This is a genomic window from Pseudoalteromonas shioyasakiensis (assembly GCF_022398475.1).
Taxonomy (GTDB): domain Bacteria; phylum Pseudomonadota; class Gammaproteobacteria; order Enterobacterales; family Alteromonadaceae; genus Pseudoalteromonas.
In genome coordinates, this window is record NZ_JAKEVM010000014.1 from 38,776 (window position 1) to 51,782 (window position 13,007).

Annotated in this window: 9 protein-coding genes; 6 read left to right on the forward strand and 3 right to left on the reverse strand. The window is 42.0% G+C overall.

All coding sequences use genetic code 11. The features are described 5' to 3' along the window. The first annotated feature begins 3 nt into the window (after positions 1 to 3). From L1D51_RS04730 to L1D51_RS04750, 5 genes are all read left to right on the forward strand, one after another. A complete protein-coding gene (locus tag L1D51_RS04730) occupies positions 4 to 759 on the forward strand; it encodes a substrate-binding periplasmic protein (RefSeq protein WP_239962904.1) in 756 nt (251 codons plus the stop codon). A 3-nt stretch (positions 760 to 762) separates the two neighbouring features. Continuing rightward, on the forward strand, positions 763 to 2,979 hold the full coding sequence (locus L1D51_RS04735; protein WP_239962906.1) for a tetratricopeptide repeat protein: 2,217 nt from the start codon (positions 763 to 765) through the stop codon (positions 2,977 to 2,979). Between the two features lie 149 nt (positions 2,980 to 3,128). Continuing rightward, positions 3,129 to 5,012, forward strand: a complete 1,884-nt coding sequence (locus L1D51_RS04740; protein ID WP_239962908.1) for a propionyl-CoA synthetase — start codon at positions 3,129 to 3,131, stop codon at positions 5,010 to 5,012. A gap of 112 nt (positions 5,013 to 5,124) precedes the next feature. Then, positions 5,125 to 6,792: an asparagine synthase-related protein gene (locus L1D51_RS04745; RefSeq protein WP_239962910.1), complete on the forward strand. Its 1,668-nt coding sequence runs from the start codon at positions 5,125 to 5,127 to the stop codon at positions 6,790 to 6,792. Between the two features lie 128 nt (positions 6,793 to 6,920). Beyond that, positions 6,921 to 7,490: a DUF2799 domain-containing protein gene (locus tag L1D51_RS04750; protein WP_239962919.1), complete on the forward strand. Its 570-nt coding sequence runs from the start codon at positions 6,921 to 6,923 to the stop codon at positions 7,488 to 7,490. Here L1D51_RS04750 and L1D51_RS04755 read toward each other — a convergent pair. Further along, positions 7,476 to 9,158, reverse strand: a complete 1,683-nt coding sequence (locus L1D51_RS04755) for a sensor domain-containing diguanylate cyclase (protein ID WP_239962927.1) — start codon at positions 9,156 to 9,158, stop codon at positions 7,476 to 7,478. The genes L1D51_RS04750 and L1D51_RS04755 overlap by 15 nt on opposite strands. Before the next feature lie 115 nt (positions 9,159 to 9,273). After that, entirely contained in the window at positions 9,274 to 10,587 is a 1,314-nt protein-coding gene (locus L1D51_RS04760; protein ID WP_239962936.1) for a DASH family cryptochrome, read from the reverse strand. Between the two features lie 235 nt (positions 10,588 to 10,822). Between L1D51_RS04760 and L1D51_RS04765 the strand changes: the two genes are divergently transcribed. Next, a complete protein-coding gene (locus tag L1D51_RS04765; RefSeq protein WP_095209726.1) occupies positions 10,823 to 12,463 on the forward strand; it encodes a BamA/TamA family outer membrane protein in 1,641 nt (546 codons plus the stop codon). On the opposite strand, the gene L1D51_RS04770 is transcribed toward L1D51_RS04765, so the two are convergent. Further along, on the reverse strand, positions 12,460 to 12,933 hold the full coding sequence (locus L1D51_RS04770; RefSeq protein ID WP_054560690.1) for a VOC family protein: 474 nt from the start codon (positions 12,931 to 12,933) through the stop codon (positions 12,460 to 12,462). The genes L1D51_RS04765 and L1D51_RS04770 overlap by 4 nt on opposite strands. Positions 12,934 to 13,007 lie beyond the last annotated feature (74 nt).

Here is a 13,007-nt window from a genome sequence, read left to right on the forward strand (position 1 = left end):
TTTATGCTGTTTCGCTCATTACTGATTGCTACTCTGCTTTGTTTCATCAGTTGTGCAACGGCTGCGAAAACACTGACCTTTATCGCTGAAGATCTACCTCCTTACCATTTTAAAAATCAGCAAGGCGAAGCCGATGGTGCACTTGTTGAAGTAGTAAAAGCCGCCTTAGCACACGCAAACATCCCTAGCGAATTCGCAATTATGCCTATGGCGCGGGCTTTTCATGAGCTCGAAAACAATCCAAACATGTTAATGATTTCGCTACTAAAAAACCCAGCTCGCGAAAACCGCTTTCAGTGGTTAGCACAAACCTATTTTTCGGACGCTTACCTCGTTGACCTTGCGAGCAAAAGCCACAAAATATTTAGTTTAAAGCAAGCTCAGCAGTACCGTGTCGCGACTATTCGAGGCTATTCAAGTGAGCATTACTTGAAGCATGCCGGATTTAATGAAGATAAAAATTTGGTGCTAGTCAGTCATTACCATCAACTTTGGCAATTGCTTGAAAAAGAGCGCATAGACTTTGTGCTGACCAACACCCTGACTTTGCAAAACGAACTGGCATTATCTGGGGTTGATCCAAGTGACATTCATAAAAGCCTACACTTAGATGACTTTCCTTCAGGTCTTTATTTAGCTGCAAACCTTAATTTAGATAAACAACTCGCAGCGCAATTAAGTAACGCGGTTGAAGCTTTGAAGCAAAGTGGTCAATACCAAGCAATTTTACAAAAATGGCAGTTGCCTTTACCTAAATAAAAAATGAAAAATACTCCATTATTTTACAAAAGCTTAGCCTTAGCTTGTGCCTTTAGCTGTCTATCGCTAAGCGCCTATGCTATTACCCCTGAACAAGCGTTAGAAAAGCTAAACGAAGCCCAGTCACTACGCAATAGTAACCCAAACCAAGCCACTGAAATTTTTGAGCAGTTAACCACCGATACGACCCTCGTCAATGAGCCTAACATCATGCAAGAAGCGCTTGAATCGCTGGCATTTATGAATGTCAGCAGTGGTGATTATGATCAAGCACTGAGCTATGCAGAGCAGCTACTGGAGTACGGACAAAAGCAAAGTAATCAGGCTATCGCAGTACGAGCGATGCTTATTCAGGGCTACGCACAAGGTAGAAAAAGTAACTTTCTAACAGCAGAGCAGCACTACCGAGATGCATTAACTATTGCAAAACAGATAAAAGATTCTGTGCTGATTGCCCAGTCTTATGAGCGATTAGCAGCCATTTTACGCTGGCAAGATAAATACATAGCCGCCCTTAATGAGGCACAAAAATCTGTTAATATCTTACATGAATTTGATGATGAAAAATCGTATGCATCGGCATTACTAAACTTAGGAATAATCGAAGCCATTATTGGCGATCACAATGCGGCACTTGCAAGTTTAACTCAATCATTTTCTTTGCATCAAAAGCTCGATGATAAAAAAGGCATAGCCGATTCGCTTTACGAAATTGGCGAAGTTTACCGCCGTATGGGCGACAGTGCTCAATCGTTAAAGCACTTTAAAATGTCTCACGTGTTGGATTTAGAAATTGGCTCAAAAGTCGACATCGGTAACAGTGCCATGAAGGTCGGCTACGCTGCGCTAAAACAAGGCGAACTTGCTACAGCCACAGATTACGCAGAAAAGTCGATTAGCTATTATCAGCAATCATCTTCAAACACAGGGCTATGTCGCTCGTACGATTTAATGGCGTTAATTGCTTTAAAACAAAATAACATAAGTGAAGCGCAAGCCTATATCGACCGCGCTTTGGCAATCGCTACTGACTATAATTTTCGCTCACACTTGGTATCTTTAGGGATCACCCAAACACGTATTTATCAAGCCCTTGATGATCACGCTGAAGCAATTAAAACCGCAGAGCAGGCTTTAAAACAGGCTGATGAGCTGCAAGATGTTGAAGATCAAATTAGCTTAAATAAGTTACTCACTGATTCTTACCTTGCTTTACAACTGTATAAACAAGCATTTGAATCGCAAAACCGCTATCAAACCCTTGAAGATAGTACCGGTAAAAATCAGCACGACTTAACCGTGGCCGCGATGCAAAGCCAAGTAACTTTTATGCGAAATCAGCAAGAAATCAACCAATTGAGTGCTGAAAAGCAAATTCAAGCGGCTCAACTAAGCGAAAGTGAATGGCAATTCAAAGCGTGGTTACTGGGCTTAAGCTGCGTGATTTTACTGATATCTGGCTTTGGTTACCGCTCATTTAAAAAGCGTAAGCTTGCCAGTGAACGAGCACAGCTACTCCAAGAAGTCGTTGATAAAAAGAACCGCTTACTAGCCGATGTGTCTCATGAAATTCGCACGCCACTCACAGCACTACAATTGCAAGTTGAAGCATTGCAATACAATATCGCCAAAGACGTAGATGCCTCTTACGATGCCATTAATCGAAAACTTACCGATATCAATGTACTGATCCGTGATATCCATCAACTAGCACAAGCTGACTCCGATAGCCTATATCTGAACTTAAAACCCTATTTACTTGCTGACGTATTATCCGTTTGGCAGCAAGACTTTACTGCTTTTGTAGAAAACAAAGGTTTTGAATTTACTAGTAACATTCACCTTGCTGCAGATATCAAAGTGACATGGGATATAGATAAAATTAAGCAAGTACTGACGAACCTTTTATCAAACAGTACTTTTTATACTGATAAACCCGGCAAAATTAAATTTATAGCAACGGCCTCAGAGCAGAGTATTACTTTTAGTATTGAAGATACCCCACCCGGCGTTACCAATAATCAGTTAGTTGAAATATTCGAACGTTTATACCGCGTTGATAAGTCGCGCAGCCGTCAAACAGGCGGCTCAGGCCTTGGACTTGCGATTTGTAAAAGCCTGATAGAAACACACAAAGGCACTATAAAAGCTGAGCACAGTGAGCTAGGTGGCGTTAAGATCTTCATTTGCTTACCGCTTATTAGTGAACAACAGGTTTAATTAGCACCACGATTCCCTAAAATCGCCCCTAAACAGGGCGATTTCACGACATTTAGCCCAATTAATGCCGACCAAGGTCGCATATTATTTAATCAAAAAAACACCTACATTTTTTAGGGTCTCTCACTAAAAAGTATAGGAGCCTCACAATGGCGGGCGAATATCAACAACAATACAAACAGTTCCAGCGCGATCCGGGTCAGTTTTGGCTTGAGCAAAGTAAACGAATTCCTTGGTTTAAAGAGCCAAGTGCCCCTTATCAATATGACGATAATGATTTTTACCATTGGTTTGCCGATGGTCAGTTAAACACTTGTTACTTAGCCCTGGACCAACACGTCGAAGCTGGCTATGGCGACCAAACTGCACTGATTTACGACTCCCCTGTTACCAATACCAAACAACAATACACTTATGGCGAGTTACAAACTCAAGTTGCTAAATTTGCAGGGCTCATGCAATCCCTTGGCGTAAGCAAAGGTGACCGTGTAGTCATTTATATGCCAATGATCCCACAAGCAGTTATTGGTATGCTGGCGTGTGCGCGCCTTGGTGCCATTCACTCCGTTGTATTTGGTGGTTTTGCACCTCACGAACTCGCTGTGCGTATTGATGATGCAAAACCTAAGCTTGTGCTTACTGCGTCTTGCGGGGTCGAAATTAATCATGTGATCGAATATAAACCACTGCTTGATGAAGCACTCGAAAACGCCAAGCATGCTGTTGAACACTGTATTGTATTTCAGCGTGAACAAGCCATTGCCGAGATGCAAGATGGCCGAGACATCGATTGGCAATCAGCCTCTGATACAGCAAGTGCAGTCGATGCAGTGCCTGTTGCAGGCGACGACCCGCTTTATATTCTTTACACATCAGGTACCACAGGCACACCCAAGGGGGTGGTTCGAGAAAACGGTGGTCACGCAGTTGCAATGCATTACAGCATGGAAACCGTGTATGGCATGAAGCCCGGCGAGGTATTTTGGGCAGCTTCCGATATTGGCTGGGTGGTTGGTCACTCATACATTGTATATGCACCGCTCATTTATCGCTGTGCCACCGTACTTTATGAAGGAAAACCAATAAGAACTCCTGATGCCAGTGCATTTTGGCGTGTTGTAGAAGATTATAAAGTCACCGCCTTATTCAGTGCTCCAACTGCATTTCGCGCAATTAAAAAAGAAGACCCGACCGCCGAGGGCTTTAAACAATACGATACCTCAAGTTTAAAACGTTTATTCTTGGCCGGCGAACGCCTAGATCCGCCAACGTATGAGTGGTTGAAAGACAACACTGGCTTGCCTGTACTCGACCACTGGTGGCAAACAGAAACAGGTTGGGCAATTGCGTGTAATCCAATTGGTATTGAACAACTTGCCACTAAACCGGGAAGTTCAACTGTGCCAACACCGGGCTTTGATGTACAAATTCTTGATATGAATGGTGAGCAGTGCGCCGCAAACGAAAGCGGCGCAGTGGTTATTAAACTGCCTTTACCTCCTGGCTGCTTACCAACAATTTGGCAAAACAATGAACGCTTTCAGGCGGGCTACTTAAGTGAGTACCCTGGTTATTACCTCTCTGGTGATGGCGGCTATATTGATGAGGATGGGTATCTATTTATTATGGGTCGTACCGATGATGTAATTAACGTTGCAGGTCATCGCTTATCAACCGGTGAAATGGAAGAGATTGTAGCAGCCCACCCTGCTGTTGCTGAATGCGCAGTATTTGGTGTTAACGATGCACTCAAAGGGCAATTACCCATGGCGATGATAGTGCTCAAAGACGATTATCTTGGCGATAGCAAAGAAGTTGAGCAACAGTTAGTTCACTCGGTAAGAAATCAAATTGGCGCCATTGCCTGCCTGAAAAACATTTTGCATGTTGAGCGCCTCCCAAAAACCCGCTCAGGGAAAATACTCAGAAAGAATTTACGCCAATTGGTCGATGGTGAAGAGCTGCAAATTCCATCAACCATTGATGATGCGAGTATATTCGATGAAATCAACCAACAACTTAACAATCGCTGATCTGCGTTTGTAATTTTGTAATGTTACCAAAGGCCTTGTTTAAGGCCTTTATTCGTTTTGGCCTATGGCTTGCAACTTTACATGTAAGTTAGCAAACGAAAAGGTGGTTAACATGGCTGTTATCGCAGGTTATATCCAATTCAATGAATTAGGCAAAACAGAATTTCATTATATTAATCAACTAGCTGATGTATTTAATCGCTACAAAAAAGCAGATGTTCAGCGCTTTGATTGTGATAATGGAGCTATTTTTCACTATGACTTTGATGCTTACCAACAAGCGAGTTGGTTGCAAACTGAGTCGCAAATTGCAACGCTGATTGGTCACCCTTTACTAAGCAGCTCGCGCAGTGATGATTTAAAAACCATGGCCAATACAGCTTCGCTCAACACTTGCTTACAGCAATGTGAAGGGGTATTTAGCTTTTGCCAGTTTAATAGCCAATTAGGCAGCTTAGTACTTGCCACCGACCCACTTGGTTTAAAGCCGTTTTATACCTTAAAAACAGCGCAAGGCTTACTGTTTTCAACCAACTTGGGGTTATTCAAACAGCTCAATATTGAGCTTGAAAGCGATGCCGAAGCACTCACAGAGCTTGCTGTGCTTGGTTACCCGCTATTAGATCACACGCCTTATAAAAACATTAAATGCTCATACCCAGGCGAAATATTACGTTTTGATGCCAGTCATGGCGTGGTAAAACAGCGTTACTTTGATTGGGTCGCCCTTGCCAAACAAAACTTTGAGGTGACCGACGCAATTGAAGGGGTTACTCAGGCCTTTCGCAGTGTTGTAACAAAAGCGATGCACACCGATAAAAAAGTGCTGAGCACCTTGTCTGGCGGCCTTGATTCACGGTTAATTAACTGCGAGCTATTACGCCAAGGTGTTGAGCTTAAGTCGTTTAATTTTTCGCAATCAGATAGCCAAGATCTCTACTGCGCAAAACAATATGCTTCGCAAAATGCCCTTAAACTTGAAGTTGTGCAAGTACGCGACACACAAAAGCTCTCTGTTGAGCAACGCCTTGGCAAATACTGGCGCAAAGCACATCACAATGAATATAAAACCGTTTCAAGACCACAAATTAGTTGGTCTGGTAATGGTGGCAGTGTTGGTTTAGGTGCCGTATTTTATGGCGACGCTATTTATGAGGCGGCAAAAGAAAACAATCTTGATAAGCTCATTCAAGCTTATTTAGATCAGCAATACGCTTATTTGCCAAAGTCAGTGGTCCATAATGCATCAGCATTACAACAAAAATTAATTGATAACCTAAAACTTAGTTTTAAACCATTAGCCGAGCTACCACTCGAAAAAGCATTTCAATTGTTCTTACTACTCAATGATCAACATCATCATTTGAGCATTCCGAACGAGCAAGTATGCGAGTTTAAAATGGAGTTCTTCCATCCGTTTTATTCGTGGAAAGTGCTGCAATATCCTTTAGCTGTCCCTGTTGAATATGTTCGTAAGCACCGCTTTTATCAGCGCTGGCTGAAAACCAGTTACCCACGAGCTATGCTTGCACCATGGCAAGCCTATCCGGGTCATATGCCTTGCCCTATCAAGGTAAATTACCAATCACAGTGGCAGTTTAACAATAACAATCTAATGCGTTTTGGCGAGCTGTTTAAGCTGTGGTACGAGATCATGCGCTTTGACCGCCATCAATTGATCAAACGCAGTCACTTTACCGCGTTATGCTTATTACAGTTAGCTCACTTAAAGAATGCGCAGCCAAATATACGCATTGCTCAGCGGTTCTGTCAGTGGTAATGGATACCTAGGCGCAATAAAACTTAATCATTTGAGGGCATTGTTATGAAATACAAAAACTACTTTCTAAAAAATAATATTACAGGCTAGAATCAAGTTAGTTATTAATAATTTAAGCTGAGACTTTAATGAGAAAATGGACACTTCCTCTACTGCCATTAATCGTATTAGCAGGCTGTACCTCAGTCAGTAAAGATGAATGTTTACAAGCCAATTGGCATGGTATTGGTTATAAACATGGTGCAGATGGCACTGAGTATCGTGATGGCATAGATGCCTTATCACAATGTAGCGAGTATGGCGTAAGTGCCGATATTGCTGAATATAAAGTGGGATACGATCAAGGTCTGGCGGTGTATTGTGAGCCCGAAAATGGCTTTACCCTTGGCATGCAAGGAGCATCTTACAATGGCGTCTGTAATAGCACAGCATTTCGTAAAGCATGGCAGGAAGGCAACGACAGGTATCAAATACAGCAAAGGCTGATATACATTGATGACCGAATTGACGATATTGACCGCCGCCTAAAAGATATTCGCGCTGAGCTTAACAGCAATCAACTTGATAATGGCCAACAAAAAGAGCTTTATCGAGAACGAAGAGATTTAGAAAACGAGCGCAAAGATTTACGTAAAGAGCGTGCTTTACTACCGCTTTTGAATAAGCTGCCGAGTGTCGAAATTTCAACCGAGTGGTGATGCTTTATGTTTAAGCTTCATCTTATACATTTGCTCGTCAGCAGTGGCGAGTAACTCTTTGGCATTTTTACCATCTTCTGGGTAAAGCGCGATTCCAAAACTAGCACTCACAGGCACTTTTGTTGCGTAGCGCTTTGCTACGCCTTCAACCGCTTTTTGGCAGCGCCCTGCAATGTCTTGGCAAACAGAAAGTTTTGCTAACGTTGGTAACACAATCACAAACTCATCGCCGCCAATACGAGCTAATATGTCTTTATCGCGCAGCTGAAGTGAAAGCTGCTCACTGATTTCAAGCAGTAGATTATCGCCCTGCTCGTGACCAAAGGTATCGTTCACCAGTTTAAAGTTATCAAGGTCGACATAAATCAACGAAAACTGGTTACCTTCACTCACTGCATGATGAGAAAATGAATGTAACTGAATATCTAAACCACGCCGGTTTAACAGCTTTGTCAGTGGGTCTTGATTGACTAATTCGTCAAGCAGTTGGCGTTTTTCTACTGCCTTTGAAATATCATCAAATGCACCAATGTAATGACTAACCTTACCATGTTCGTCATACATGGCATCTATGGTTAACAACTCAGGAAATACTTCACCGGTTTTGCGCTTGTTCCATATTTCGCCTTGCCAACGGCCAGTATTTAATAAACGCTCCCACATCTTTTCAAAAAACTCTTTGGGTTGCTGCTTAGCTGAGAGTATAGATGGGTTTTTACCAAGCACTTGTGCTTTACTAAAGCCTGTGATTTGTTCAAAAGCAGGATTAACATCCACAATTTTAGGCTCAGGGGTGGTTATTAATATACCGCGGCTTGTTGTTGTAAATACCGCGGTAAGCAGCTGTATTTTTTCGTTACTTTTAACTTCTTCAGTGACATCTTCTGAATAACCATTCCACTCAACACTGTCATTAGTTCGGGCAATTGGTGAGGACTTTCCTTCAACCCAAATCACGCCTTTAGTTGGGTGATTGACTCTGTAAACCTCATGCCAATCGGATAATTCAACTCGCGATTTTTCAATGCTTTTTATAACGCGCTTTAAGTCATCAGGATGGATAATATGCCTGATTAAATCAGCAGACTTAGTTATGTCATCTGCCGTGCAGCCATAGATATCAAAAACTTTAGAGCTTGCAAAAGGAAAGTAAGCTTGGTCATTTTTATCAACTATATACTGATAAACAAACCCCGGTAAGTTATCAGTAAACTTTTGTAATTTAGCATGTAAAAACTCAATTTCTCGCTCTTTTAACCACTGTTCAGTAATATCGATATGAACGCCTAGCATCCACTCCGGGTTGCCATTTTCATCCCAACTTTGCACTTGGCCTTTATCGAGCACTTTAACCCAATGCCCTTGTTTGTGCTTCATTCGCGCTTCGCAAATATAACGCTTAGAGTCACCTTTAAAGTGAGCGTTTAATAGCTGTTCCGATTTTGACAGGTCGTCAGGGTGAGCAAAGCTGAGCCAAGTTTCAATTGAAACTGGCAATAATTCTTGCAGTGTGTAACCGATAATATCGGCCCACTTATCATTGAAAATGGTTTCGCCTGTTTGTACATTCCAAAGCCAAATACCCGCATCTCCACTGTCGAGAATTAGCTGAGCAATGTCTAAACCAAGATGCGACTTAATCGCATCATACCCTTCACTAAATGCCATAATTAACCTTGTTAACTAGCCCACCAACAATAAAAGCAAGCCTTAATCATTATTTTAGTTAACAAAATAAAAAAACACTAAAAATCTGTGAAGAATATTGATCTAACGCAGGCTATTAAATCCTTGGCCAATCCACCTCATCAACACTATCGATTGTGCTTACGATGGTTTGATCTCCTTGCCATTTTCGAATGTAACGCGCCAGAGGATCATAAAGCGCTGTTTGCTTATTAATATGAAAATGCCGACCACCTCTAGGGTCAACACCGACACCCGCAATATATTGCCAATTACCCCAGTTCGCAGCCACGTCGTAATCGATGAGTTGCTGTTCGAAATACGCTGCGCCATAGCGCCAATCCAGTTCAAGCTCATTAACTAAACAACTTGCCGCAATTTGCCGAGAGCGGTTAGAGATATAGCCTGTCGCATTAAGCTCATGCATTATTGCATTTACCAAAGCAAACGGCGTGCGACCTTGGCACCACGCATTAAAGCGCTGGCTGTTAAAAGTCGTCAGTGGCGCACTATGCTTTTGCCCTTTAAACTGGAAGAGTGTTGGGCCAGCATGCATCGCATGCCACTTAAAATATTCACGCCACAGTAATTCGAACTTTATCCAATAGCTCGACTCATTCGCACCGTTTTCTAACTCATACACTTCAACTTCTCGGTAAAGCTGTTTTGCGCTAATTGTGCCCCCAGCGAGCCAAACACTGAACTTAGTACTGTTTCTAAAGCCGTCTAACTCATTGCGTGTTTCTTTATAACTGCTTGGCGCTTTAGATGAAAAGTACGCATCACAATGCTGCTGAGCTGCAAGTAAACCACCTTTAAAAATGTTAGGTTGAGTTGCAACATCATCAATAGGGTTATCAGGGCATAGTTGTACAGGATGAGGTAAGTGGCTAACCGCTTGCAGTGGCGCCGCTATAAAGGTTGGCTCAGCTTCTACCTTTTTGCGAAAGGCAGTAAAGTTTTTAGGTAGGTCATCAAACTGAAAAGGCAAGTCCGTTGCTTTAAACAAGGTATCTTGTTGATAAGTTTTCACTGTCACTTCTGGGCATAACACTTTGATTTTATCGAGCTGTTTTTGCTCATAAACGCCAACTTGCTCTGTACAAACCAAAGTTTCAATATTGTACTTTTGTAATCGCTGACTGATTACTTGCTCAGGCTCACCACTTAGCACATGAAGTGTTTGCCCAAGCTTCTCAACAGCTTGTGCAAATGCTGCTAGGCTTTCACGTAAAAAACGGTGTCTATGCGTGCCATACGGTTTTGATTGATAGTTAGTTTGCCTAAACCAGCGCGGCTCAATCACAAACACTAAATCAAGCTCGCCATCAAAATCAGCTAACTCAGATAGAATTTCATTGTCGACTAGGCGTAAGTCATTTTGCAGCCAATATAAAACACGCTTTTTCATTATTTGCTCTATTAGAAACCTTAAGAAATCATACGTAAGCCAGCTATTTATCGATTAACTTCGCCACAGTTAGTTAGCATAACGTTTATTAATCATAAACTTACAACCTTCAATGAAGTTTAAGTTTTAGTTAAGTTTTTCTTAAGTTAGCGATTTTATGCTGATAACTGTAAAGAATTTAAAGGTTGATAAAGCCAAACACGCTGCATCTCCTTGGTATTTAGTAGGCATAATAATGATGAATAAAATAACATCGGTTTTATTAATAACATGCACTGCTACAGGGACTGTTTATGCAAACGAGCCTTTAAGCTTAGATGTGGTTTGTGAAGTAAAAAGCAAACCTACTGCAGAGTTAAGCGAGGACAAAGACATCACTGTTGATAAACTCAACATTGATACGCATACGATTTTCGATCCTAATGACCCTGAAACAACCGCCCTACATCGCTTTATCAACTGGCTGCACATTGATACCAAAAACAAAGTGGTTAGTGAGCAAATTACCTTCAAAGAGGGTGATCAAGTCAGTGAGCGTCAGCTACAAGAAGCGGAGCGCATTTTGCGCAGCAAAAAATACTTAAGAGATGCCAAGGTTAGCTATACAAAAGATTGCCTTGAAGATGAACCCCGCGTGGTGCAAATCGATACCTGGGATACCTGGAGTTTATTGCCAACCATTAATTTTGGCCGTAGTAGTGGCAATAATAAATACAGCTTAGGTTTTAAAGAAGAAAACTTTTTAGGCTACGGTATTCGCGCATCTTTAAAGTATAAATCAGATCATGAACGCTCAGGCTACCACTCAGTGCTGCAAATGCCAGTGCCTTGGCAGCCTCATGCAACCCTCACTTTACAAGCTGATGATTACGATGACGGGCAAGTGTTTTTAGTGGATTATCATCAGCCTTTTTATCAACGCAGCAGTGACGCACTAATGCGCTACTTTGCTAAATCACAAAAGCAAAAAAGTTATATCTATCAAAATGGCATGACTCGTTCAGAGTTTTTTACTGATGAATTAATCGCCCAGTTTGCTTACGGCGGAATTTTATCGCAAGACAGTCAGCAAACCTTTCACTGGCTTGCTGGGATTGATTACGAAGATGTCAGTTACCGCCCTTTTGAAACAGAGCCTTTGCTTGCAGGCCTTAACGATTACACCATTGCAGCGCCTTGGGTCGGATTACATTGGCTAGAAGACAATTACGCCGTATTGCACGATATTGACCTAATAAACCACAACGAAGACGTTAACCTAGGTTGGGAGCTAAATTCAAAGTTTGCCATCGATACCGTAAATTTTGGCCAAGGCTTTTTATTTGATACAAATCTTACCAAAGCGTGGTTTAACAATAACGCCTTGTATCGATTTGCCGCTGGAATGAAAGGCAATATGGGAACTGAGCTTGATGACCGTTTAGCGCTTTATTCAAAAGCACAATTTAACTATCGCTGGTCAAACTCATTTGCTTTTTATGCGCATCTAAATGGTCATTGGCAAAACCATGAATTTGCTGATAAACCACTGGCCGTTGGCGGTGAAGAAGGCATGCGTGGCTTCCCAGAAAGTTACCAACATGGTACATCAAGCGTACAAGCAACGGCTGAACTAAGAATGTACCCTAATATCAATCTGTATCAGTTTGTAGATGTAGGCTTTGTTGGCTTTGTTGATGTAGGCCAAGCATTTGGCAGCACTGAAACTGCAAATATTTCAGATTCAATGCTAACCAGTGCAGGCGTTGGTATTCGCCTATATTCATCGCGCTCAAGTAACGACAATGTGATACATATCGACTTTAGTACGCCTCTGGGCAGTTACCAAGACGTGGATTCATGGCAAATAGGAATGTCGGTTGAAACAACTTTTTAAGCATCTTGCTCTTTACTCATAAGCTCGCTCATGCGCTGCATAAGCTCTTGCTCACTGAGGTCTTCTTTGTGTGTGCCTATAGTCCAGATATGACCAAAAGGGTCTTCTAGAGTCCCTGACCTATCGCCATAAAATTGGTCATGTACTGGGCGTAGCTCTTTTGCCCCAAGCGACAAAGCTTTAGCAAAAACACCATCGACATCTTCAACATACAGCATAATGCTCACCGGTGTACCGCCAAGTTGTTGCGGCGACTTAAATTGCACATCAGGGCAATTATCAGAAAGCATAATATGAGAGTCGGCTATTTTTATTTCAGCATGCGCCACTCCACCATCAGGCAAGGGCATTTGCATTACAAGCTCTGCATCAAAAGCGTGTTTGTAGAACTCTATCGCCTTAGTGGCACCTTCAATAACCAAATACGGGGTTACCGCATGGAAACCTTTAGGGATTGCAGAAACAGCCATGTTACACCTCAACGTTAAATGTGTGAGTTATAAAGGTAGCAGTTGTAGCTAATTTCACTAATCTAATAATAAAA